This window comes from Vibrio harveyi NBRC 15634 = ATCC 14126 = KCTC 12724 (assembly GCF_001591145.1).
Lineage (GTDB): Bacteria > Pseudomonadota > Gammaproteobacteria > Enterobacterales > Vibrionaceae > Vibrio > Vibrio harveyi.
The window spans coordinates 19,987-45,026 of record NZ_BCUF01000013.1 but is presented as its reverse complement, the minus strand read 5'-3'; the positions used below and the strand labels follow the sequence as shown (position 1 = coordinate 45,026).

20 protein-coding genes and 1 other annotated feature are annotated in these 25,040 nt (G+C 45.6%); of the genes, 7 read left to right on the top strand and 13 right to left on the bottom strand.

Annotated elements, in window-relative coordinates; genetic code table 11:
* Positions 1-60: 60 nt before the first annotated feature.
* Positions 61-246: a DUF3545 family protein gene (locus tag VHA02S_RS09025; protein ID WP_005447876.1), complete on the top strand. Its 186-nt coding sequence runs from the start codon at positions 61-63 to the stop codon at positions 244-246.
* Between the two features lie 229 nt (positions 247-475).
* On the opposite strand, the gene VHA02S_RS09020 is transcribed toward VHA02S_RS09025, so the two are convergent.
* The 3 genes from VHA02S_RS09020 to nfo form a co-directional block, all read right to left on the bottom strand.
* On the bottom strand, positions 476-1,027 hold the full coding sequence (locus VHA02S_RS09020; RefSeq protein WP_005447874.1) for a hemerythrin domain-containing protein: 552 nt from the start codon (positions 1,025-1,027) through the stop codon (positions 476-478).
* A gap of 142 nt (positions 1,028-1,169) precedes the next feature.
* Positions 1,170-1,850 carry a uracil-DNA glycosylase gene (ung, locus tag VHA02S_RS09015; protein WP_038899376.1) on the bottom strand — a complete coding sequence of 227 codons (681 nt, stop codon included), beginning with the start codon at positions 1,848-1,850 and terminating at the stop codon, positions 1,170-1,172.
* A 399-nt stretch (positions 1,851-2,249) separates the two neighbouring features.
* A complete protein-coding gene (gene nfo, locus VHA02S_RS09010) occupies positions 2,250-3,137 on the bottom strand; it encodes a deoxyribonuclease IV (protein WP_005447864.1) in 888 nt (295 codons plus the stop codon).
* Positions 3,138-3,463: 326 nt separating this feature from the next.
* On the opposite strand from nfo, the gene grcA reads away from it, so the two are divergent.
* Complete coding sequence (gene grcA / locus VHA02S_RS09005) at positions 3,464-3,841, top strand: autonomous glycyl radical cofactor GrcA (protein WP_005434930.1); 378 nt, start codon at positions 3,464-3,466, stop codon at positions 3,839-3,841.
* A 111-nt stretch (positions 3,842-3,952) separates the two neighbouring features.
* Here grcA and VHA02S_RS09000 read toward each other — a convergent pair whose 3' ends face one another.
* From VHA02S_RS09000 to thrA, 4 genes are all read right to left on the bottom strand, one after another.
* The gene (locus VHA02S_RS09000) at positions 3,953-4,612 is read right to left on the bottom strand and encodes an NADPH-dependent FMN reductase (RefSeq protein WP_038899010.1); all 660 of its coding nucleotides are present in this window, start codon (positions 4,610-4,612) and stop codon (positions 3,953-3,955) included.
* 139 nt (positions 4,613-4,751) lie between these two features.
* Entirely contained in the window at positions 4,752-6,032 is a 1,281-nt protein-coding gene (gene thrC / locus VHA02S_RS08995) for a threonine synthase (protein ID WP_038899011.1), read from the bottom strand.
* Positions 6,029-6,985 carry a homoserine kinase gene (thrB, locus tag VHA02S_RS08990; protein ID WP_009702445.1) on the bottom strand — a complete coding sequence of 319 codons (957 nt, stop codon included), beginning with the start codon at positions 6,983-6,985 and terminating at the stop codon, positions 6,029-6,031. The genes thrC and thrB overlap by 4 nt, the downstream gene beginning before the upstream one ends.
* A gap of 20 nt (positions 6,986-7,005) precedes the next feature.
* Complete coding sequence (gene thrA / locus VHA02S_RS08985; RefSeq protein WP_005447860.1) at positions 7,006-9,465, bottom strand: bifunctional aspartate kinase/homoserine dehydrogenase I; 2,460 nt, start codon at positions 9,463-9,465, stop codon at positions 7,006-7,008.
* A gap of 53 nt (positions 9,466-9,518) precedes the next feature.
* Positions 9,519-9,635 (bottom strand) — a sequence feature (Thr leader region).
* A 441-nt stretch (positions 9,636-10,076) separates the two neighbouring features.
* Here thrA and VHA02S_RS08980 point away from each other — a divergent pair.
* Complete coding sequence (locus VHA02S_RS08980; protein ID WP_005447857.1) at positions 10,077-10,547, top strand: hypothetical protein; 471 nt, start codon at positions 10,077-10,079, stop codon at positions 10,545-10,547.
* Here the strand turns inward: VHA02S_RS08980 and VHA02S_RS08975 are convergent.
* Together VHA02S_RS08975 and VHA02S_RS08970 are read right to left on the bottom strand one after the other, a co-directional pair.
* Positions 10,544-11,026 (bottom strand): putative 4-hydroxy-4-methyl-2-oxoglutarate aldolase, encoded by a 483-nt coding sequence (locus VHA02S_RS08975; RefSeq protein WP_005447855.1) that lies wholly within the window; start codon positions 11,024-11,026, stop codon positions 10,544-10,546. The two genes, VHA02S_RS08980 and VHA02S_RS08975, sit on opposite strands and share 4 nt — an antisense overlap.
* Before the next feature lie 54 nt (positions 11,027-11,080).
* The gene (locus tag VHA02S_RS08970; RefSeq protein WP_005447853.1) at positions 11,081-11,488 is read right to left on the bottom strand and encodes a DUF3293 domain-containing protein; all 408 of its coding nucleotides are present in this window, start codon (positions 11,486-11,488) and stop codon (positions 11,081-11,083) included.
* Positions 11,489-11,849: 361 nt separating this feature from the next.
* On the opposite strand from VHA02S_RS08970, the gene arcA reads away from it, so the two are divergent.
* On the top strand, positions 11,850-12,566 hold the full coding sequence (gene arcA, locus VHA02S_RS08965; RefSeq protein ID WP_005447851.1) for a two-component system response regulator ArcA: 717 nt from the start codon (positions 11,850-11,852) through the stop codon (positions 12,564-12,566).
* 104 nt (positions 12,567-12,670) lie between these two features.
* Here the strand turns inward: arcA and VHA02S_RS08960 are convergent, their stop codons facing one another.
* Both VHA02S_RS08960 and arcB read right to left on the bottom strand, forming a co-directional pair.
* Entirely contained in the window at positions 12,671-13,120 is a 450-nt protein-coding gene (locus tag VHA02S_RS08960) for a hypothetical protein (RefSeq protein WP_005447850.1), read from the bottom strand.
* A 1-nt stretch (position 13,121) separates the two neighbouring features.
* Positions 13,122-15,491 (bottom strand): aerobic respiration two-component sensor histidine kinase ArcB, encoded by a 2,370-nt coding sequence (arcB, locus tag VHA02S_RS08955; RefSeq protein WP_038899012.1) that lies wholly within the window; start codon positions 15,489-15,491, stop codon positions 13,122-13,124.
* Between arcB and VHA02S_RS08950 the strand changes: the two genes are divergently transcribed.
* On the top strand, positions 15,481-15,675 hold the full coding sequence (locus VHA02S_RS08950) for a hypothetical protein (protein WP_005447847.1): 195 nt from the start codon (positions 15,481-15,483) through the stop codon (positions 15,673-15,675). The two genes, arcB and VHA02S_RS08950, sit on opposite strands and share 11 nt — an antisense overlap.
* 39 nt (positions 15,676-15,714) lie before the next feature.
* On the opposite strand, the gene VHA02S_RS08945 is transcribed toward VHA02S_RS08950, so the two are convergent.
* Positions 15,715-17,460, bottom strand: a complete 1,746-nt coding sequence (locus VHA02S_RS08945; RefSeq protein WP_009697620.1) for a sensor domain-containing diguanylate cyclase — start codon at positions 17,458-17,460, stop codon at positions 15,715-15,717.
* Between the two features lie 50 nt (positions 17,461-17,510).
* Positions 17,511-18,455, bottom strand: coding sequence for a tRNA modification radical SAM protein MnmL/YtqA (gene mnmL, locus VHA02S_RS08940; RefSeq protein WP_038899013.1), 945 nt, complete (start codon positions 18,453-18,455; stop codon positions 17,511-17,513).
* 554 nt (positions 18,456-19,009) lie between these two features.
* On the opposite strand from mnmL, the gene gltB reads away from it, so the two are divergent.
* A complete protein-coding gene (gene gltB / locus VHA02S_RS08935; protein WP_038899014.1) occupies positions 19,010-23,560 on the top strand; it encodes a glutamate synthase large subunit in 4,551 nt (1,516 codons plus the stop codon).
* Positions 23,560-25,029, top strand: coding sequence for a glutamate synthase subunit beta (locus tag VHA02S_RS08930; protein ID WP_038899015.1), 1,470 nt, complete (start codon positions 23,560-23,562; stop codon positions 25,027-25,029). The genes gltB and VHA02S_RS08930 overlap by 1 nt, the downstream gene beginning before the upstream one ends.
* The last annotated feature ends 11 nt before the right edge of the window (positions 25,030-25,040 follow it).

Here is a 25,040-nt window from a genome sequence, read left to right as displayed (position 1 = left end):
TTAAAAAGCTCCACAAGGACTGGATATAACAGTTTAGATAGAAAAAGGTAAAGGTGGCTTATGGAAGGCTTTCAACTCGATGACCTATTTGGTCTGGATACTACCTCAACAACCAAGTCTCGCTCAAAACCAGTGAAGCGTAAGTGGCGAGAAATCGAAGAAATGAACGATAGACGCAATTTGCTCAAAGAGCTGCGCGAACTCGATGTCTGCAACGACATCACTCTGGATGACATCAAACTATAATTCGCACAAAAGGCACCTCAATGGTGCCTTTTGTCATTTATAGAGAGGACAAAAGTGGGTGATTTTCATGCTGATTTTATTGGCATGACGCCCATTCTTATCTATTGAGAATTTCCCTCAGTTTTCACTCATATTTTAAACGAGACAATTTCTAAACAATTCCCATCAGACAAGAAAATGACGAAACAAACCACGCACACGCAATCGATTACTTCGTCATTTTTATGTTTTAGACAAACTCAGCGTCGTTCTGACGCACTCGATCAGCAAGTTGCTTGTAGCGATCTGCAATAGTATTACCAAACACAGGATCGTCCTCGTTCTCATGCCATAGGCTTTCAACATATTGCCAGTCTTGCGAAGTGAACAACTCTTCAATTAGAGGTAAGATTTGGCGCTCTTCTAGCTCCAGATGGCGCTTTTGCGTCACGATGAAGTCTTCAAGCTGAGCAACGAACATATCTTGAGGGACAACAGCATCCTGCAAAATCATCTCAATCAACATTGAAAACGCTTTGGTTTTGTCCGCCAGATCTTGATGTTCCTGTTCCAAGTTTTCCATGGTCTTTTGCTGACCATAATGCTCTAGGAAGTAGCGATAGAGAATGTCTTCTTTAGGATGGTGAATTTTTTCTGAATGGTTAGAAAGATAATCCACGATCTCACTCACCAACGCATAGTTGATGGCGCGTTCTTGTTTAATCTCATTCAATTTGTGGCGCAGTATTGCCAGCAGACGGACCATATAGCCGTGTTCGCGTCGAATTCTTTCGATCATCATAGCGTCTCTCCTTAACACCTACTTTTAATAAGTGTATATGAGAAAGCGAAAACCTGACTCGACGGTGTTCAAAAAAACAGCGATCGTGATGTCACGATCGCTGTACTGATTGCTCTCTCCTTATATAAGAGGAAAGTGCACTTTACACCACCATTGGTAGGTGCCAATTGATGACCTCTTTGCCTTGCTGAGAGAGGATCTGGTTCGCTTGTGAAAATGGTTTGCTACCAAAGAAACCTCGGTGAGCAGACAACGGTGATGGATGCGGTGCCGTTAACACATAGTGTTTGTTACGATCGATAAAGCGACCTTTCTTCTGCGCGTGTGAGCCCCACAGCAGGAACACCACTCCTTGTTGATGCTGGTTAATCGCTTCAATTACGCGGTCAGTAAAGGTTTCCCAGCCCGTTTTTGAGTGCGAGTGTGCTTTGCCCTGCTCTACCGTCAATACGGTATTTAGTAGCAACACACCTTGCTCTGCCCAGCTTTGCAAAAAGCCATGTTGAGGAATTTGAAAACCTTCGATATCTTGCGCCAACTCTTTGTACATATTCACCAAAGACGGTGGCGTTTTAATGCCGGGCAACACAGAGAAACACAAACCATGCGCTTGATTAGGACCGTGGTAAGGATCTTGCCCCAGAATCACTACCTTAACGTCTTTGAATTCGGTAAAACAAAAAGCGTTAAATACGTCTTTGGCTGGCGGATAAATGGCTTTGCCTGCCGCTCGTTCTGCTTCAACAAAATTCAAAGTATCGACAAAGTAGCTCTGCTGTTTTTCTTCGCCGATCACATCGTGCCAAGTGGGTAACTGATTCATGGAAAGTTCCTGTCCTAAAGTTTCCCTCTATTCTAACGAGCGAAACCCAAACAAACAAAAACTTACCACCAGCTTGAGACGGCTTTTCAAGAACTGATGCGCAGACAGCTAGTGTTAATCCATGCAGGTTTGGCTGAAACCAGAATAACGCACAATGATAATGCTAATTGCGCTGCGGCGTTCGAAAGTGCCCTTGCCCTGAGATATGGCGGTTTGGGGCTGGTAAACGTAATACTCGTCGAGAGTGTGTCGCTGGGATAAAAGAAACTGGTCGAGACATATTGTCATCCTCCTAACTAGCTTCGCCTAACTACAACGTTGAGTTCAGGCGTTTAAAACAAGCGCATAACCGCTCAATGGTTTTAGCTAAGAAAGAAGGATGCCAACTTTGCCATCCCGTTAGGAATTAACCATTTCTTCAATGTGGAATTGACGTAAGGTGTTGATTTCTTGCTGCCAAATATCTGGGTCAATTGTTTCTAAAATCAAAGGGATACCATCAAAACGTGGATCTTTAGCGATGTACTCAAAACAGCTCCAACCGATCTCGCCTTTGCCTAATGAGTGGTGACGGTCAACCTTGCTAGCGAATTCGACTTTTGAATCATTTAGATGCATTGCTCTCAAATAGTGCATGCCTACGATACGATCGAACTCGGCAAAGGTATGCTCACAATCCTCTTTGGTACGCAGATCGTAACCGGCAGTAAACGTGTGGCAAGTATCAAGACACACGCCAACGCGTTCTTTGTCTTCTACTTGATCGATGATTTCAGCAAGATGCTCAAACTTCCAACCCAAGTTAGTGCCCTGACCTGCAGTGTTCTCAATCACTGCGATCACATTCGGCACTGCTTTGTGCGCCAGGTTGATCGACTCAGCGATCGTCGACAAACACGCCTGTTCTGACACTTTCTTTAAGTGGCTACCAGGGTGGAAGTTGAGCAAGGTTAAACCTAACTGGTTACAACGCTCCATCTCGTCAATAAATGCCGCGCGGGATTTATTCAGCTTTTCTTCTTCCGGCGCCCCCAAGTTAATCAGATAAGAGTCATGGGGCAGAATGTGTTCGGCGCCGAAGCCAAGCATTTTGCAGTTTGCTTTGAATGCACTAATGGTTTTTTCTTCGAGTGGTTTAGCAACCCATTGACGCTGGTTCTTAGTAAACAGAGCAAACGCATTCGCACCAATCTCACGAGCACGAAGAGGCGCTTGATCGACTCCTCCAGCCGCGGACACGTGAGCACCAATAAATTTGTTTCCAAACTTGTTTTTCATGTTTGTCATTTAATCACTTTAGACTTTCAGGATGACTACCTAAATACAGGCAGTTGCGTTACCAAGGTTAATTTTTGAGCTCGTTTTGTAGTAAATTTACAACAAAATTAACTTTTAAATATTTTTTATATTATCAAATAAATTGTAAATAGTATGTTTTCAAACGTTTTATTGATTTAACTCAAGAAAATTACCTTCAAAAAATTAAGGTTTTTGGTTGTTTTTTGACTTAAATCAATATTAAAATAATGGATATTGGCTATATAATACTTAGCTCGACAAAAATTCGAAAATTAACACCAATAATCACCACGTAAGTGGTCTAGGAGATAGTGATGATCCAAGGTATCCAAATTACTAAAGCAGCTAACGACGAACTACTAAACTCAATCTGGCTACTAGATAGCGAGAAGAACGAAGCGCGTTGTGTTGCTGCAGCATCAACTTACGAAGCAGACCAAGTTATCGCAATCAGCGACCTAGGTGAATACGAAAGCCGTGAAGTAGCAATCGAAACAGCTCCTCGCATCGAAGGTGGTCAACACCTAAACGTGAACGTTCTTAAACGTGAAACTCTAGAAGATGCAGTTGCACACCCAGAGAACTACCCACAGCTAACTATCCGTGTTTCTGGTTACGCAGTACGTTTCAACTCGCTAACTCCAGAACAGCAACGTGACGTAATCGCTCGTACTTTTACTGAGTCTCTATAATCTCTCAGTAAACTAGTTTGCTAGAATTTAAAAAGCTTGGTCAGCAATGACCAAGCTTTTTTTGTTTCTGGATCCTTCGAGACCCTTCCGATAGTAAAAAGCAACTCGCCTTCAAGGTGCATTTCTTTGCGAAGGATCTTTCTGAAACGCTTGTGCCAACGAGGTTGGATCAAGCCTATCTCTTTGCAGTGACGCCCCTTCTGCCCACCAAATCAGTTGATGCAGGGTGCGATTCATATAACTGTCCCACTGCGCCTGCTCCGACTCATTCGCAGCCACACCGTGCTCATCAAATACCTCTTGTGCTTTCGGAATGTGGATCATTGCCGACACAGGCAAGCACCCCAACTCGGATAAGAAAGTACGCATCGACACTGCAGCACGAGCACCACCCCATTGCCCGGCAGAGTAGGTCACGATAGCACTTGGCTTATAGGAAAACAGCGAACTGCCAAAGTGATTAAGCATGTTTGCCAAAGCTGGGCTCATCGAATGGTTGTATTCCGGGCTAACCATCACATACCCATCGGCCTGTTTGATTTTGTCTGCCAACTCACTTAGGTGCTGCGGCACTTTAGAGCGGTGATAAGCAAACTCGGGCTTAAACACATCGCCAAAGTCATAGTTCAATGGGTCGATGATTTCGACAGTATGTTGCGAATGCTGACTCACGATGAGTTTTTCACACGCTAAACTGACTTGCATCCCTAAACGGGCTGGTCGTGGTGGTGTGCTGTCTCTCACTGAGCCAAGAAAAATCAAAAAATGCATGCTTCTCTTTCCATCTCATTCGGTTAAGTTCGTTTCTCAAGCATAAAGAGAGTTAAAACTTACCGGCAATAAAAAAGGTGAATGACTACTCATCCACCTCTCGCTATTTCTGTTTTGGTGCTTGCTGTGCTTTTGAAGCTTACTGCACGCGGCGCAGTACTTGTTTCAATGCGTCAAAGTCTGCGTCGAGATCTTCTGATAACAGTTCCATCGCAGCGTGCTTCGCTAGCGGTGCAGGAAGGTCAATGTCAGATTGCAGAATGTCATCCACCACTTCTTTGAACTTCGCAGGGTGTGCAGTACATAGGAACAGACCGGTCTCACCATCTTGCAGTTGCTCTTCAAGAACACGGTAAGCAATCGCACCGTGCGGTTCACACAGGTAACCTAAAGCATGTAAGTCTTTCACTGACTGAGCGCTTTGCTCATCAGATACAGCACCTTTTCCTAGCGTCTCCAAGCCCCACTCTTTCACGCGACACAACTCTTCGATACGAGGCCAGTTGTTTGGTTGACTCACGTCCATCGCGTTCGATGTCGTTGCGACCGTTGGTTTTGGCTCCCACTTACCCGTTTGTAGGTAACGCGGTACCGTGTCATTAGCATTAGTTGCAGCGATAAAACGTTTGATAGGCAGACCCAGCGCTTTTGCCAGTAGACCAGCAGTTAGGTTACCAAAGTTACCACTTGGTACAGACACGACTAGGTTTTCACGCTCTTGCTTACTCATTTGCGCGGCAGCTTCAAAGTAGTAACAGATTTGTGCCATCAAGCGGCTGATGTTGATTGAGTTTGCAGAGTTCAGACCGATCTCTTCACGCAATGCCGAATCATCAAAAGCTTGCTTAACCAGAGCCTGACACGCGTCGAAGTCACCATCGATCGCGACAGTGTGAATGTTTTTACCAAGCGTACAGAATAGCTTTTCTTGCAGTGGGCTGATCTTGCCTTTCGGGTAAAGAATCACAACGTTGATGTCTTCCATGCCGTAGAAAGCATGCGCAACGGCTGCGCCAGTATCGCCAGAAGTTGCAGTCAGAATGGTGATCTTGCCGCCGTCCGAAACGGCTGCAAGAGATTGCGCCATAAAGCGACCACCAAAGTCTTTAAATGCAAGCGTTGGACCATGGAACAGTTCCAGAGCGTAAACACCGTCTTTCACTTGATTAATTGGCGCAGGGAATTGGAATGCAGCGTCAACCAATACGTTAACTTGCTCTTCCGCCAGCTCATCACCAATCAGTGCAGATAGGATTTTCGTGCTACGAGAGACGAAGTCTTCTGCCAGTAGCGCATCAACGTCTTCAAATTTTGGTAATTCCGATGGGAAAAATAGACCTTGGTTACGACCTAACCCTTGGCGAACGGCTTGACCAAAGGAAACTTGTTCATCATTTTCTTTTATATTGTAAAGCTTCATAGCTCACTTCCTGTTACTTTCGAACCCTGCTTATCTAAACGACAAACGTGGACGAATCCTTCTTCGTTTTGTACGTAGTTCTGTTCTAACCAGCGAGCAACTCGCTCAGCGACATCTTTCTCTTTGCAAATACTGAACAGTGTCGGACCACTGCCAGAAATACCGGTTGCCAATGCACCCGCAGACGCTGCGTATTGACGTGCATTTGCAAAACCCGGGAGCAGTTTCTCACGATACGGTTCTGCGATCACGTCTTTGATCATTTTTGCAGCAAGTTCTGGCTGACCAGAATGACACGCATGAATAAAGCCCGCAAGATGGCGACCATGAGCAATGATATCTTGTCGGCGATATTGAGATGGTAGGATCTCACGTGCTTCTGCTGTTGATACTTTGATACCCGGATACGCCATCACCCAGAACCAATCATCAAAGCAAGGCACTTCTTGACTGATGATACCCAACTCTTCAAGCATCAATTGCACACCACCAAGGTAACACGGTGCGACGTTATCGTAGTGAATACCACCAGAGATCTTGCCTTCCATTTCTCCCATCAGCGCCAGTAACTCTGTCTCGTTAAGCGGCTGACCATGGAATCGGTTCAATGCATCTAATGCAGCAACGATAGAACATGCACTTGAGCCTAATCCAGAGCCGATTGGCATGTTCTTTTCTAGTGTCATTTCAAGTGGCTTTAGCTCGACGCCTTTCTTGTCTAGCTCGCGAGCAAACACTACCCAACAATCGTAAACGATGTTCTCTTTTGGCTCAGTTGGTAGCTTTTCAACAAAATCACCAACCGTCTTTAGGCTGAACGGCTCAGCCCCAGACTTAACCAATACACGGTCACCCAATAGTGTGCCATCAACTGGGGACACCGCCGCCCCCAGAACATCAAAACCAACGCTTACATTACCAATTGATGCTGGGGCGTAGACCACTACATCCATATCACTTGAACTCATTGTCGTTATACCCCTAGCTTCCAACCTAAAGTACGCATCACATCCGAGAATACGCCCGCTGCCGTAACCTCAGTACCCGCACCGTAACCACGCAATACCAGTGGAATTGGTTGGTAGTAGCGGCTGTAGAATGCCAGTGCGTTTTCACCATCTTTGATCTTAAACATCGGATCATTTTCATCTACGGCAGCAATGCTTACCGTGCATTTACCATCAACAATTTCACCCACATAACGCAGCACTTTGCCCTCTTCCGCCGCTTTAGCTGACAGCTCTTTAAAGTACGCGTCCGCCTCTGGTAAACGTTCCATGAACTCTTCAACGCTGCCTGAGTCATCAAAACCTGGTGGCAGAGCTTGATCAACCACAACGTCTTCTAGTTCTAGGGACATACCAGCTTCACGAGCAAGGATAAGTAGCTTACGCGCAACGTCCATACCCGATAGATCATCACGAGGGTCAGGTTCGGTAAAGCCGTTTTGCTTGGCGATGTTGGTTGCTTCACTTAGGCTCATGCCTTCGTCTAACTTGCCGAAGATGTAAGAAAGAGAGCCAGAAAGGATGCCGCTGAAGCGCTCTAGTTCATCACCTGCTGAGATTAAGTTTTGTAGGTTTTCGATTACCGGTAGACCTGCACCTACGGTTGTTTCATACATCAGCTTACGACGAGAGCTGCGCGCAACATCGCGAAGTTGATGGTAGTAGGCCATGCTTGCTGTGTTTGCTTTCTTGTTTGGCGTGACTACGTGGAAACCTGCTGCTAGGAAGTCTGCGTATTGATTCGCGATATCTTCACTTGAAGTACAGTCAACCAATACTGGGTTGATGATGTGGTTGCGTTGCACTAAAGAAATCAGACGCGCTAGGCTGAACTCTTCTGTCGCTGCCGACATACGGTCACGCCAATGCTCCAGTGGCAGCCCTTCACTATCAAGTAGAAGACCTTTGCTGTTTGCTAAGCCGCATACGCGAATCACAATGCCTTTTTCCGCAAGCTTCGCTTGTTGACGCTCGATCTGATCCACCAGTTCACCACCAACGCCGCCAATACCAACCACGAATACATCTAGGAAGTGCTTAGAGTTGAATAGGTTCTCGTGACAGGCTTTGATCGCTTCAGAGATTTTATCTTCAGGAATCACAGCTGAGATTGCACGCTCAGATGAGCCCTGTGCAATGGCGACAATGTTTACGTTCACTTCAGCAAGAGATGAGAAGAAACGAGATGCAACACCGCGTGATGTACGCATACCGTCACCCACAAGTGTCACAATAGAAACATCATCAATGAACTCGACTGGTTCAAGTAGACCGTCTTTTAGTTCAAGTTCAAACGCATCCGCCAATACTTGTTGTGCTTTTGCTTTGTCTTGCGCTTCGATACAGAAGCTGATGCTGTACTCAGAAGAAGATTGAGTGATCAGAACGATAGACACACCGGCTGATGACATTGCACCAAATACTCGGCTTGCCATGCCAACCATACCCTTCATACCAGGACCAGACACGTTAACCATCGTTAGGTCGTTCAGCGTCGTGATGCCTTTGATTGCGAGGTTATCTTCGCCAGTGTCTTGACCAATCAGCGTACCTGCCCCTTGTGGGTTAAAGCTGTTTTTGATCAGACAAGGAATATGGAATTGTGCGATTGGTGCGATGGTTTTCGGATGCAGAACGGATGCACCAAAGTAAGAAAGCTCCATCGCTTCTTGGTAGCTCAGTGATTTAAGAAGACGAGCATCTTCCACCAAACGAGGGTCACAGTTGTAAACACCATCAACGTCAGTCCAAATTTCACAGCAATCTGCGCGCAGACACGCAGCAAGAACCGCAGCAGAGTAGTCAGAGCCATTACGACCAAGTGTTACTAACTCACCTTTCTCATTACCTGCGGTAAAACCAGGCATGATATTTACGTGACCTTGAGGAAGAGGATTTTGGCGGAAGTTCTGAGTAGAGACTTCAACATCGACCATCGCTTCTAGGTGATCGCCTTTTGCGTATAGATACTCGACTGGGTCGATAAGATGCGCAGGTTGCCCTTTCGCTTCTAATACCGCTTTCATCAACTGAATCGAGACGCGCTCACCTTTACTAATGATGCGTGCGTTGACATTGTTTGGGCACATACCAAGAAGATTGATGCCATGAACGAATTGGCGAAGCTGAGAAAGTGAAGTTTTTACTTGGTTATCAAATGCAGCACCATCGATGTTTGGCAATACATTTTGGATATCTGAAAATAATGCTTTGAACGAAGCTTCAAGTTCATTGATTTGCAACTCAGCTTCACCATTGCGAAGTGCACCTTCAATCACCGCGACCAGTTTATTGGTCGTTTTACCTGGTGCTGAAAGTACCACTGCGACTTCTTCTTGCTGCGCATTGTTGGCGATGATATCCGCCGCTCTTAGAAAGCGATCTGCATCCGCTAATGATGAGCCGCCAAACTTTAATACTCGCATCCCTTCCTCCGATGTATCTTCTTAGATCTGTCTAAATTCTTTATAAAAAAGCATAAAAAAAGGCCTGTATCTTGTTGGATACAGGCCTTTCTTGTGAATTTCTTTCGCTCAGCAGCCTGCCCCAACATTGGTCGTGTCGGTAATAATAATGGTTGTGGTCATTACTACTTGGCTGTGAGATGTCATAAATAAATATTCAACGATAGTTGTGTGTTTTCTTAACTCTACGTTTACCGAGTTTCCGAAACAGAGTCAACAAAAAATTGTGTATTTTCCGGCCTTGTAGAGATTTCTGCTGCGCAATGTCGTTGATATTTAAGTGCAATTACAATGAGTTAGTCTGCTTACGATTTTATTCTTTTTTTTCAGTCATTCGCTCATGGTTCTTACAGATCTATTAGGATGAAGATCCTATGTAAGATCTTGATGCAAATATGCACAATCGAAAACTGATCTTTGCAGGTTCTATTTAACAACAACTTAACTGTGATCAAGGTTCCTAGGATCGAATTAAGTGGAAAATAAATAAGCTGACTTTCATATTCTATGCTTTAATAGTGAGAAGCTTTTAGCACATACTAATAACAAAGTTAGACACAAGGAGTGGTCACATGAAAAAATGGATTTTTCTGTTGCTATTCGCCGTGCCTAGCGTTTGTCTTGCTAACGATCTTCCGCCTCTTCCAGGCAAAACTTCTTCGTCTCCACACAAGCTTTTCATCTCTAGTGAAAACTATCAAACAGATAGCTTCGATGTATGGAACATAGATGGTGGTTACTCATACGAGCTGTTTGATTCCGTTGATCTTTACGTTGGTGCGCGAGTCAACAACTCGCCAACAAAAAACCAAAGCGGTTTTCTTAGTGGGATCAGTTATCACTTTAATGATCGAGTAACAGTGAAAAGTACTGTTCGATCTTATAAAGCTGAAACGGCGGAAGGTATCCGAGAAGAAGACAGTAGCCTTGCTGCTGAAGTCTCAAGTCGCGTGAAAATCACCGAGAATTTGGATCTTCACGCCACTCTAGATTACCAAGATTGGCAACAAGGCTTCGAAGTAGGATTGGGGTTCCGCTTCTAGAAGTCCAGCGCTTCTTTCGAAATCAAAACCCCATTCCAGTCTGCGTAAACATAGTGTTTTGGCTGCACGATTTGGTTTTGCATCGTCAATGTCACGTTGACTTCTCCCACACCACGTTTCTCTGTTTTAAACGGGCATGTACCCAAAGCTTGAACACCAATATCCATTTGTGACATTTGTGCCACATCGCGAATCGCACCGTAAACAATAATGCCTTCCCAACCATTTTCGATACCGAGAATCGCGAGCTGATCACCTAGCAACGCTTTTTGACATGAGCCGTGTCCATCAACAATCAGCACTTTTCCAGTGCCATCTTCGTTCAGTACTTCGCGTACTTTGGAGTTATCGTGGTAACAACGTACAGTGACAATCTCGCCATGAAAGGCCGTGCGTTGACCAAAGTTCTGCAATGGTAAGCTAAGCAGGATGACTTGGTCCTCAAACTGGTCACAAATGTCTGGTGTTATGTCTCTCATATTTCCTCCGTGAATTGTCTCACCTAAGCTGAAGCTCAGATAAGTAGTATCCTTCTAGACGAGTCGCGGCTGTATTGTTCCTAGCTTGTGCAAAACTTCAGGCTCTGAACAAGCAATCAAGTAAAGCTCGTCATCAATGACGTAATAAATCGCGTTTTGTTGAAATTGATTCGCCAGGTCTATTGCGGCTTGCGGTGTTAACTCAGCAGCATAGCTCTCTTCAAACCATTCAAATGTCTGATCGCCAACCGTGACAGGCACGTATTTAACGTGGTTTAATTGTTGTTCGAGTTTATGATTACTTATGCAGTTCTCTTCTTTTGACCGCAGATTACTGTAAGGGTTCCAAGCAGTTATCACCGCGTAGTTGGTTACCTCCCATTCAGCGTGAAAACGGAAGAAAGACTCTGAATAAGCATTCCATAACGATGCGTCTATGTTCGTATTACTTTTTTCTATCATAACTCTTAAACGATTAATAACAGTTACATTTCATCAATTGATGTAAATCAACAAACTGAATGGAATTAACATTTGAGCATTGTTAGCATGCTGTTAACAATATAAAATCCGCTCCATATCTTAGGGTGTTTACGTTTCAGGCTCCGTAATTACAGGGAATTGAAAGGTAAACAAGCCCTATAGAATAAACGTCGCCATCGGATACTGGTGAGTTGGCAAAATTCCAAGGAAGGCGGATAACTGAAAGAAGTGTTTTTTTGATCAACTTGATTTATTATCAAAATCACATTACCTGTATGTTATATTTTTGCCTAGAATTTATTCTATTAGCACAATTTTGTCACAAATTTAGGTACCGCCAATGCAAACCCCGCAGATTCTTATCGTAGAAGATGAGCAAGTAACTCGTAACACTCTTAAGAGTATTTTTGAAGCAGAGGGATACGCTGTTTTTGAAGCCAGTGACGGTGAAGAAATGCACCAAGTGTTGTCTGAAAATTCAATCAACTTGGTTATTATGGACATTAATCTTCCAGGCAAGAATGGTCTCCTTCTAGCACGTGAACTTCGCGAGCAAGCGAACATCGCACTGATGTTCCTGACTGGTCGTGACAATGAAGTAGACAAGATCCTAGGTCTTGAAATCGGTGCTGATGACTACATCACTAAACCATTCAACCCGCGTGAACTAACTATCCGTGCTCGCAACCTGCTAAGCCGCTCAATGAGCACTAACGCTGTACAGGAAGAGAAACGCTCGGTAGAAAAATACGAGTTCAACGGTTGGGTGTTAGACATCAACAGCCGCTCTCTAGTGAGCCCATCTGGTGACAGCTACAAACTGCCACGCTCTGAGTTCCGTGCCCTACTGCACTTCTGTGAGAACCCAGGTAAGATTCAAACTCGTGCTGACCTTCTTAAGAAGATGACAGGTCGTGAGCTTAAGCCACATGACCGTACTGTAGACGTAACTATCCGTCGCATTCGTAAGCACTTCGAATCAGTATCAGGTACACCTGAAATCATCGCGACTATTCACGGTGAAGGCTACCGCTTCTGTGGCGATCTAGAAGACTAATTTGCCCCAGCATAAACAATAAGGGCTTGCTCAATGAGCAAGCCCTTTTGCTATCTGTCACTTAGCAATGAATGCAAACTTAATGGTTAATACAAGCTTAGTGGCTAATACACTTTGTCGATCTTGATGCCTTTCTCGACTAACCACTCTTTCTTGCCTGCGTCATCTAACAATAACGCCAAATCGACCGACTTCTCCATATCCGCTTCGATTTGCCATACAAACGCCACTTCCCACTGATTTTCACTGTGGGTACGTAACTCTAATAAGTCACCATCAATTTCCCACTCTGAATCACCTTGCTTAATAATCAGAGCATCAACCGTTAAGTTTGCAGGCAGCTCATTATCTGCTTTTAGGTACAATGCGCCATGAACGTTCTGCTCTTGAACTTCACCAATGGTTGGCATCAGGTTTACCCATAGGTTGCTCTTTAGCTCAACGTTCACTGTATTCATCGTGACTTGGCTGCCTTGTTGCCATCCAACTTGAGGAGCAGAACTACAACCCGCCAGTAGCGCAATTGCCAGTGCTGCCGATGCAAATTTCTTCATTTTATTTCCTCTGTTCCAACCAACTCTTCAATACTTGAATATCATTTTGATATTCGTTTTTAATTTCTTCGACCCAATCCGATATGTTCTCCCACCAAGCAGGCATATCAGGAGATTGTGCTTTCTGTGCGACGCTTTGGATGTGTTTTAAACCAATCGAGCCTGCTGCACCTTTAATTTTATGTGCTTCAGAAACAATACCGTCTTGGTCTTTTGCCGTCATGTTTGAGTCCAACACCTCGATATAATCAGGCATCATGTCTTCAAACATCTTAATACTGTCATACACAGGCTTCACGCCAACGATATCCACGTAAGACTCTAGCATATCAAGATCCAGCAAGTGGGTATTGATGACTGGAGATGGCATCGGTGTCGCCTCTTCGATGACTTCAGCTTCTGCGATCTCTTCCATCACACTCTCATTGTTCTCAACGCGCTCAACGAAGAACTTATCGATCACCGCTTGTAACGCTTGAACTGCAAGTGGTTTGCTTATGGCATCATCCATACCGTTATCGAGATATTCACGACGATCTTTCATGACATTCGCAGTCAATGCCACCAGCGGCGGTAGATTATCGTAGTGTTCACGGTAGTACTTAGCCACGTCAAACCCAGTCATGTCCGGAAGCTGAATATCAAGCAAAGCTAAGTCGTATTCATCCGGTACGAAGTTCACCAGCGCTTCCTCACCCGTCATTGCGACAGTAACAGAGTGCCCCAAGCTTTCGAGCAGAGATTTCGCAACAGTGACATTAAGTTCGATGTCTTCGACCATAAAGATATTAAGATGTACATTGTCGCGTTTTGCATCGATAACAGGTGCTTCTAACTCAACCACTGGCACGTGAATCGATACGGTAAAGGTACTACCGAATCCTTCCTCACTTGCTACGGTAATGTCACCGTCCATCATGTTGATCAGCTGCTTAGAAACCGCCAAACCGATACCAGTACCCACCGCATGGAGGTTATCTTTGCCTGATTTCACTTGGTAGTACATCGCAAAGATCTTATCGAGCTCTTCGTCTGGAATACCAATACCGGTGTCTTCCACTTCCATAATGATGGTTGCGTAATCTTCTTCAACATCGGCGCTCACCGTCATTACGACGCCACCTTCTTTGGTGAACTTCATGGCGTTGCTAACCAAGTTCCAGATAACCTGGCGTAGACGTGTCGCATCCACTTCTATCGCTTTTGGTAGCGAGCTCAAACGCTCTAGATCGAAGCGTAGCCCTTTCTGTTCAGCCATCAGAGCCGAGATACTTTCAATTTCAGCGACGAAGTCTTCAAAGTTCAATGGTGCAGGTAACAACTCCAACTTACGACGGTCAAATTTGTCCATGTCGATAATGTCGTTAAAGATGTTGCCCAAAGTAATGGCACTAACATTGATGGTTTGCATGTGTTTACGTTGCTCTTCAGTCAACTGACTATCAAGCAACATACGACTCAAGCCTACAATGCCGTTTAACGGTGTGCGCAGCTCATGACTGATAGTGGAGATAAAGGTGGTTTTATCACGGCTGGCTTTTTCTAATGATTCTTCATGGCGCTTACGCTCGGTGATATCGCGACCGAAACCAACCAGACCAAGGTGGCGACCATCTTTGCTGTAGAACGGTACTTTGCGCAATTCAAAGTAATGTTTGCGACCATCAGGGTATTCTAGCCATTGCTCGTAGGTAATTGCTTGGTTATCAGCAAAGACTTTTTGGTCGGTATCGACGATATGCTCAGCCACTTCTTTGCTGTAGACATCCCAAGGGCTCAAGCCCACTAATTGGTGTTCTTTCTTACCAGTTAACTCTTCCATCGCGCGGTTACAGCCAGAAAAAACACCATCAGCGTTGCGGTAGTAAATCAAATCTGGAGATGCATCGATAAAAGAACGTAACAGCGCCGTACGCTCGGCAAGCTCAAGCTGAGTACGCTCACGTTGGAACACCTCATTCTCCAAGTCTTGCATCGCTTCTTCACGTGCTTCTTCTGCTTTAATACGCTCTTCAATTTCTTGGTTGAGCTTTTCAATGTTCTGCTGCAGTTGAAAGTTCAGCTCTTGGTCACGCGAACGCATGTCCTTAAGCTTAGATACTAACTTGGTCAGTCTTTGACGAGACTCTTCAAGCTGATCCACCACGACAGATAGGAAATACACCGCCCAAGGGGTAATAAGTAGACCAAAGAATACCGAACGAACGATATCTATATCGTCAACGTTACCCTTAAGCGCCAACGTGATACCAACTTGCACAACAACAGCCAGTGCAACCAGCGCCAACGCCAGTAGTATCGAGAAACGGACAATCCCCAGCTTAACCAATAGGTCAACATAGTACTGGGCGAGATTTTTCATGGGCTTCATTCACTACTCCATGGAACAAGCTAGACATCGAACCCTGATCAGTTTGAAAAGCAAAACCGTTAAGCGCAGTTACTCAACAGCATCAATGTTTGAAAGACACACAACTGAAATGGCGACGCTTCAGGGCTCATCAACGCCTCATGCTGTGTATTCGCAGTTTAACGTGTTTGATACGGTGATTTAAACCGCCTGCTCTCAACTTAGAGCAAGCGGTCACAAAGCGTTAATAAGAACCAGGATGAACTCGAGTGCAGTCACGCCCATCAGCCTTAGCTTGATAGAGTGCGCTGTCTGCCATTGCAACGCCCATTTCTGGTTCGTCACCATGATGCGGAATGTAAGAAACAAAGCCGATACTCACCGTCAACCGATCCGAAGTCGTTGAGTTACTATGTTCCACAGCAAGTTCGTGGATTTGTTCATGGATGCGTTTGGCAACTTTGTGTGCACCTTCCGTTGTGGTGTTTGGCAAGATAAAGCCAAACTCTTCCCCACCATATCGTGCTACGCAGTCCGATGACCGACTCACCACCTGTTGAAACGCCGCAGCGACTTGGACTAAAGCATCATCACCTTTTTGGTGACCATAGCAGTCGTTGTAGTCTTTAAAGAAATCAATATCACACAACATGATCGTCAGCGGCAATTTCTCACGAATATGGTGATACCAAAGAGTATGAAGTTGTTCATCGAAGCGGCGACGATTAGCGACTTTTGTCAGGCTGTCAGAGAAGCTTAATTTTTCTAACTCCAGATTCGCTTCCTCAAGCTTTTGCTCTGCAAGATAACGCTCAGAGATATCACGCGCCATAATCAATACACCGTTAGTACCCGATGCTCGGTCTTTAAACGGCGATTTCACCACATCAAACCAAGTATGATACCCATCAGTGCTGCTCACTTTATCGATGTAGCGTACAGGTTGTGTTTGCTGCAATGCTTGCATGTCACTAGCTTCCAAACGAAGGTAAATATCATCAGGCACTACGTCTTGTAGTCGCTTACCAATCAAATCCCCTACATCAGAAATGCCTAACGCATTCACAAATGGTTTATTACAAGCCTGGTAAACCATGTTTTCATTGAAGATACCGATAGAGTCTGGGCTGGCATCCAAAATGGTTTGTAAGATGGTATCGCGCTGTGCCAAGGCGACTTCGGTATCTTTACGACGTTCCATTTCGTCGCGCAAATTCTGCTGCATCTTGTGCCATTCAGTAACATCATGGCTGATAGATAAAGTACCAATCATCTCTCCGGACTGAGAAACCAAAGAACTTTGGTTTACTTCCAACAAACAACTTCGACCTTGCTGATCGGTTGTCCAACGCCTCTCAGTTTTACGTGTAGCTATTGGGTTCATCTTGGAGGAGCAAGCTTCTTCTCTGCGCCCTTCCCAAAACAGGTCAAACGCACGGTTGGTTGTCAGTACTTTACCTTGCTTATCTTGCAGACATATCAATTCAGATAACGAGTCGAGAGCGGAACGAGCAATACCTAACTGCTCTAATTCTTGTTGCTGCTCTTGGCGAGTAAACTGGTAAGGCTGAGCGTAAATAATCCATACGCGATGCCCACGAAGTAAGCTCTTTCGACCAGATAACTCAATCTTAATATTCTCTGTTTCAGACAACCGCCAATCAAACAGCTGCTGCCCAAAATGTCGGCTGGAAAAGCTATCAAGTAATGCAATTATCTCGTCAGTATTAAAAGAAGCAGGATAGAGAAAGCCAGAACCTAAACGGCGGATACCAAGCAATTGCATGGCAGAATCATTGGAGAGCAACAATTGACCACTGCCCGCATCTAACACGAGAACAGGGTAAGGAGAGTCAGTAACGATAAGTTTTAAAGCAGATTGAAATCGTATATAGATCAGCGTAACTGTGATTACACATACAACAGAGAGCAGGACCACAAATCCGTAGTCGCCCTGCCCATCCCAGAGCCAATTGAGTAACTGATCCATTTTTCCGACCTTTCAAGCAAATCGGAGGAAATATAACAGTTATTAATCGATCATTCTGCCTTTAATTCTGGTTTGATATAGATGAAGGCATCACCAGTTAAGCTGCCTTGTGGGCCTTCTCGATCCAATGCTCGACCAATTTCAGTCATCGCTAACCAGCGGTTTTCACACCACAACGGCGACAAAAGAGTAGGACGGCGAGCAGCTGAGGAAACGCGATGGAAGATCACTTCTTTAGGAGTCATGCGGATCATTTCACTGGCGATAGCAACGTAATCCTCCAATTCTGGGGCTTCTAGCTTTCCGGCACGCCACGCTTTCGCCATTGTACTGCCTTCTACGATATGTAAACCATGCAGTTTGATACCATCTGTGCCGACGTCCAAAACTTTACGCAATGTGTCGATGTTGTCATCGCGTGTTTCTCTAGGCAAACCGACGATCAGATGAGTACAAACTCTAATACCTAGTGCCCGAGCGCGCTTGGTGATTTCTGCATAACACTCAAAACCATGACCACGGTTGATACGCTTGAGGGTGTCATTGTTGGCAGTTTGAAGACCCAGTTCTAACCAAATCTCATAACCTTGATTCACGTAGTCCGACAATAGATCCAGTACTGCGTCAGGAACGCAATCAGGGCGAGTCCCAACACACAAACCAACAATATCTGCAGCCTTGAGTGCTTCCTCGTACATGTTTTTAAGAACTTGCACTTCTGCATAGGTACTGGTGTACGCCTGAAAATATGCCAGATACTTCTTCGCCCTGTGGATCTCTCCAGCACGATCTTTCAATTGATCGTGGATACTTTTGATCTGTACTTCTTCATCCGCAAATGAAGCCACATTACAAAATGTGCATCCACCTCGACCAATAGTGCCATCGCGGTTTGGACAACTGAAACCACCGTGCAAAGTCAGTTTATGGACTTTTTCGCCATAACGGCGCTGAAGGTCTTGACCTAATGTGTTGACCAACTCATGTAACTGCATAGATTCTCACCAATAGTAAACCGTAATAAATCTCACTACGATTTATGTAACTAAATTACATCCCTGCAAGAAAAAACAAATAATTCTAGTCAATTCAAACAAACAGGTGGCGGTGCGAAATCAATAAAACTGCATAAAACCAACTTAAAACCTGCAATGTTGCGTAAATGTTAAACAAAAAGTGAATATTTAAACGAAAAAATTGGGTCACAAAGACGACTTTTCGTTGCATTTCGAAGTCACAAAATTGTAGGATACTTACACAACCCCGTCGTTTTTGTGACTTTTATTACAACATCAACTGCGGGAATTGTCGGCGTTATCCCGCTCCCACCTATATAAGTCACTAAATTGTGGCAATAAATAAAGGGATATCACCAAGGATTGTTTTTCTCGCAAAATTTTTCCTGCGAGATACGGAAAGGAATCAAGACTGGTCAACCTCGATCAGTGGCGAATCATAAATATAAAGGACAAGACGTACAGAGCGTACCTAAGACAGTCGAGATCTGTCCGGGGTTCTTGCGTCGACATTGAACTGGAAGGATGTATCTATGGTAGATAGAGAGCAAAATTCACAGGGTCTGTACACTCCGGAACTGGAGCATGACGCTTGTGGTATCGGTTTTGTTGCTCACCTTAAAAACCGTAAATCTCATGAAGTAGTGACTCAAGCATTGGATATGCTGGCTCGCATGGAACACCGTGGTGGTCAAGGTTGTGACCCATGCAGCGGTGATGGTGCGGGTATCTTGCTACAAAAACCTCATGAATTCCTATTAGAAGAAGCCGTTAAGCTAGGCATTAAACTGCCTTCATTTGAAAAGTATGGTGTTGGTGTCGTTCTTTTCCCGAAAGACGAATACAAACGCGAACAATGCCGAGATATTCTAGAACGCAACGCACAGCGTCTAGACCTTGAAGTTATCGGCTACCGCGTTTTGCCAACCGACAACTCAATGATCGGTGCCGACCCGCTAAGCACAGAGCCTCAGTTTGAGCATGTGTTTATCTCTGGTGGTCCAGGCATCACACCTGAAGAGCTAGAACGCAAACTGTACGTACTTCGTAACTACACAGTGCGAGTTTGCCTAGAAAGCGTTTCGAACATTGGTGACGACTTCTACATTAACTCAATGTCTTACAAGACATTGGTGTACAAAGGTCAGTTAACAACCGAGCAAGTACCTCAGTATTTCCTTGATCTGCAAAACCCAACCATGGTGACTGCACTGGCACTGGTACACTCTCGTTTCTCTACCAATACCTTCCCGAAATGGCGTCTTGCACAGCCTTTCCGTTACATTGCCCACAACGGTGAAATTAATACAGTTCGCGGTAACTTGAACTGGATGAAAGCCCGTGAAGCAATCTTAGAATCAGACCTATTTACTCAGGCTGAAATCGACATGCTTCTTCCAATCTGTCAGGAAGGCAGCTCGGATTCATCTAACTTCGATATGGCACTTGAGCTCCTAGTTCTTTCTGGTCGTAGCCTGCCACACGCATTGATGATGATGATCCCGGAAGCATGGCAAGAAAACAAAAACATGGATCCTAAACGTCGCGCGTTCTATCAGTACCACGCGAACATCATGGAACCATGGGATGGTCCAGCTTCAGTATGTTTTACTGACGGTGTTCAAGTTGGTGCGACACTCGACCGTAACGGTTTGCGCCCTTCTCGCTACACAGTGACCAAAGACAACTTCCTAGTGATGGCATCAGAATCTGGTGTTGTGGATATTGAACCAGAGAACGTAGAGTTCCGCGGTCGTCTACAACCAGGTCGTATCTTCGTTGCAGACCTAGAGCAAGGTCGCATCATCTCTGATGAAGAAGTGAAAGACACCATTGCAACGGCGCAGCCTTACGAGAGGTGGGTAGAAGAAAACCTACTGAGCTTGAAGAAGCTGCCAGATGCAAGCAACCAGTTCAGCCAACCTTCTCCTGAGCGTTTGTTGCACCGTCAACAAGCTTTCGGTGTGAGCACTGAAGAAGTGAACGAAATCATCGTTCCAATGGCGAATGATGCGAAAGAGCCATTATCAGCCATGGGTGCAGACTGGCCTCTTGCGGTTCTATCTCATCAGTCTCAACATCTTTCAAACTACTTCAAGCAACTGTTCGCACAGGTAACCAACCCACCGATCGACCCGATCCGTGAGCGTATGGTTATGTCACTGAACACTTACTTGGGTAAAGACCAAAACCTTCTGACTGAAACACCACTTCACTGTCAGAAAGTAGAATTGGAATCGCCTGTTCTGGCGAACTCTGAGCTTGAGAAATTGCGTGCGATCGATAACGAGCACCTACAAGCGAAGACACTGGATATCGTGTTCCAAGCCAATGAAGATCAAGGCAAACTTGAGCGCGCACTCAAACGTATCTGCCAATACGCAGAAGACGCGGTTATCGATGGTTACTCAATCATCCTATTAACTGACCGTGCAGTAAATTCAAACCACGCGGCGATCCCAGCAATGCTAGCAGTTGGCGCAGTGCACCACCACTTGATCCGCAAGGGTCTACGTGCGAAGTGTGACATCGTGGTTGAAACCGGTGATGCGCGTGAAACGCACCACTTTGCAACACTACTTGGTTACGGTGCGAATGCGGTTAACCCTTACCTAGTGATTGAAACCATCATTGAACTTCAACGTACGAAGAAGTTGGATCCAGAAGCGAACCCTCGCGATCTGTTCAACAACTACCGTAAAGCGATCAATGGCGGTCTTCTGAAGATCTTCTCGAAGATGGGTATCTCTACGCTACAGTCATACCACGGTGCGCAAATCTTCGAAGCCTTGGGTATCCACAAATCAGTGGTCGACAAGTACTTCACAGGTACGGTTTCTCGTATCCAAGGTCTAACCCTTGATGATATCGCCAAAGAAGTACTTATCCGTCACCGCATCGGTTACCCACAACGCGAAATCCCAATTCAAATGCTGGATGTAGGCGGTGTTTACCAATGGAAACAGCGTGGCGAGAAGCACCTCTTCAACCCAGAAACCATTTCTCTACTGCAAGAGTCTACGCGCAACAAGAACTACGATCAGTTCAAGCAATATGCGACAGCCGTAGATAAGCAAGGCGACAACGCGGTAACCCTGCGCAGCCAGCTAGAATTCATTAAGAACCCAGCAGGTTCTATCTCTATCGACGACGTCGAGCCAATTGAAAGCATCGTGAAACGCTTCGCGACCGGTGCTATGTCATTCGGTTCTATTTCTTACGAAGCACACTCCACACTGGCTGTTGCTATGAACCGCCTTGGCGCGAAATCGAACTCTGGTGAAGGTGGTGAAGACCCAATGCGTTTCGAGCGCAAAGACAACGGCGATTGGGAACGCTCTGCGATCAAGCAGGTGGCTTCAGGTCGTTTCGGCGTTACCTCTTACTACCTAACCAACGCTGATGAGCTGCAAATCAAGATGGCTCAAGGTGCGAAACCAGGTGAAGGTGGTCAGCTACCAGGTGATAAAGTAGACGACTGGATCGGTGCAACACGTCACTCAACTCCGGGCGTCGGTCTTATCTCACCACCGCCACACCACGATATCTACTCAATCGAAGATTTGGCTCAGCTGATCTACGACTTGAAGAATGCGAACCGCGCAGGTCGTGTAAACGTGAAACTAGTATCAGAAGCTGGCGTAGGTACGATCGCTTCTGGTGTAGCGAAAGCGAAAGCGGACGTTGTACTTATCGCAGGTTTCGACGGTGGTACAGGTGCATCCCCAATGTCTTCAATCCGTCATACAGGTCTTCCTTGGGAACTTGGCTTGGCAGAAACGCACCAAACACTACTGAAGAACGGTCTACGTAACCGTATCGTGGTTCAAGCGGATGGTCAGATGAAGACACCTCGCGACCTTGCAGTGGCAACACTACTCGGTGCAGAAGAATGGGGCGTGGCAACCGCAGCATTGGTGGTTGAAGGTTGTATCATGATGCGTAAGTGTCATAAGAACACCTGTCCTGTTGGTATCGCGACTCAAAACAAGACACTTCGCGAGCGCTTTGATGGTCGCGTAGAAGACGTCGTAACCTTCTTCCAGTACATGGCACAAGGTCTGCGTGAAATCATGGCTGAACTTGGCTTCCGCACTATCGATGAGATGGTCGGTCAAGGTCAGAAACTGAAGATTCGCCAAGACGTTTCTCACTGGAAATATAAGAACCTAGATCTGTCTCCTGTTCTTCACGTTGAGCAACCACGTGAAGCTGATGGTGTATTCAACCAAGCTCAGCAGAACCACAACCTAGAAGAAGTACTAGACCGTAAGCTGATTCAAGCAGCGATTCCTGCACTCGAGAAAGGCGAAGCGGTGAATGCCGAGTTCCCTATCGTCAACACGGACCGCTCTGCAGGTACCATGTTGTCGAACGAAATCTCGAAAGTGTATAAAGATGCCGGTCTACCTCAGCCAATGAACGTGAAGTTCAAAGGTTCCGCGGGTCAATCATTCGGTGCATTCCTAGCTAAGGGCGTGAAGTTCGAAGTAGAAGGCGATGCGAACGACTACTGGGGTAAAGGCTTATCTGGCGGTACCTTAGTACTTTACCCAGATGCAAAATCAAGCATTGTCGCGGAAGACAACATCGTGGTTGGTAACGTGTGTTTCTACGGTGCAACTTCGGGTGAGTCTTTCATTCGCGGTATGGCTGGCGAACGTTTCTGTGTTCGTAACTCAGGCGCAAAAGTAGTAGTAGAAGGCGTTGGTGATCACGGTTGTGAATACATGACTGGTGGTGCTGCAATTATCCTTGGCTCAACAGGTCGTAACTTTGCTGCAGGTATGAGCGGCGGTGTGGCTTACGTATGGGATAAATCAGGTGACTTTGAGCCAAAACTGAACCCAGAGCTAGTAGACCTAGATCCGATCGAGCAAGAAGACAGAGATCTATTACTCGACATGCTAACTAAGCATGTTCAATTCACAGGAAGTGAAGTCGCTCAGTCTTTCCTAGACAATTTTGAAGCTAGCCTAGCCTCTATGGTTAAAGTGATGCCGCGTGATTACAAAGCGGTTCTTCAAAAGCGTAAAGCTGAAGCACAGTCTCAAGGAAACGAAACTCAAGCGGAGGCCGTATAATGGGTAAGCCTACTGGATTTTTAGAGCATGGTCGTGAACTACCACAGAAGATCGACCCAACTGAACGCATCAAGAACAACAAAGAGTTTGTTCTGAACGAGGAGTTTGGTGACAAGATCAATACTCAGGCTTCTCGTTGTATGGATTGTGGTGTGCCGTTTTGTCATAACGGCTGCCCTATCGGTAACATCATCCCAGAGTTTAATGACGCAGTTTATCGTGATAGCTGGGAAGAAGCATGGAACATTCTAAGCTCGACTAATAACTTCCCTGAGTTTACTGGTCGTGTTTGCCCAGCACCATGTGAAAGTGCTTGTGTACTTGGCATCAACCAAGACCCGATCACTATCTGTAATATCGAGAAAACCATCGTAGAAACGGCATATCGAGAAGGGTACGCCAAACCAAAAATACCACGCTCTCGCACAGGCAAAACTGTTGCGATCATCGGTTCAGGCCCTGCAGGTCTTGCGGCTGCCGAGCAGCTAAATAGCGCTGGTCATACTGTGACTGTATTCGAGCGAGACGAGAAAGTGGGTGGTCTACTGCGTTTTGGTATCCCAGACTTCAAACTGGGTATGGATGTGATTGACCGCAAAATCAACTTGATGGCAGAAGCGGGTATCGAATTCAAAGTAAATCAACACGTTGGTGTCAATGTGAATGCTCAGCAACTACGTCAAGAATTCGATGTGGTTCTGCTGACTGGTGGCTCAACTGTTCCACGTGATTTGCCCGTTCCGGGTCGTGAACTAAAAGGCGTCCATTTTGCAATGGAGTTCCTAGGTCAAAACAACCGTCGTGCCAATGATATGGATCTTAAGGGTGAAGAACTTCACGCTGCGGGTAAGCATGTTGTGGTGATCGGTGGTGGTGATACCGGCTCTGACTGTGTGGGTACATCTAACCGTCATGGCGCAGCAAGCATCACTCAGGTTGAAATCATGCCGATTCCACCAGAGAAGCGCCCTGCTAACATGCCATGGCCACAGTACCCAATGATTCTACGCACTTCGACCTCTCATGAAGAAGGTGTTGATCGTCACTGGAACATCCTGACCAAAGAGTTCATTGGCAATGACAAGGGTGAAGTTACAGGTCTTCGTTTAGCTGACATCGTTTGGCAAGATGCGAAATCAGGCGAACGTCCGAGCTTCAAAGAAGTAGAAGGCAGTGAGCGAGTGATCCCATGTGATATGGCATTCCTAGCGATGGGCTTCCTGCACCCAGAACCAACAGGTGTACTTGCTCAATTGGATATTGCACTCGATGATCGCGGTAATGTAGCAACCCAAGGTTTTGCTACAAACCAAGAAGGCGTATTTGCAGCTGGTGATATGCGAACAGGACAATCTCTGGTTGTTCGTTGTATCAACGAAGGTCGTGAATGTGCCCGTGCTATCGATGACTATTTAATGGGTGGCACAAACCTAGAAGCAAAAGCAGATTCACTGATGCTTTCTGCGTAAAGGGAGTGTTC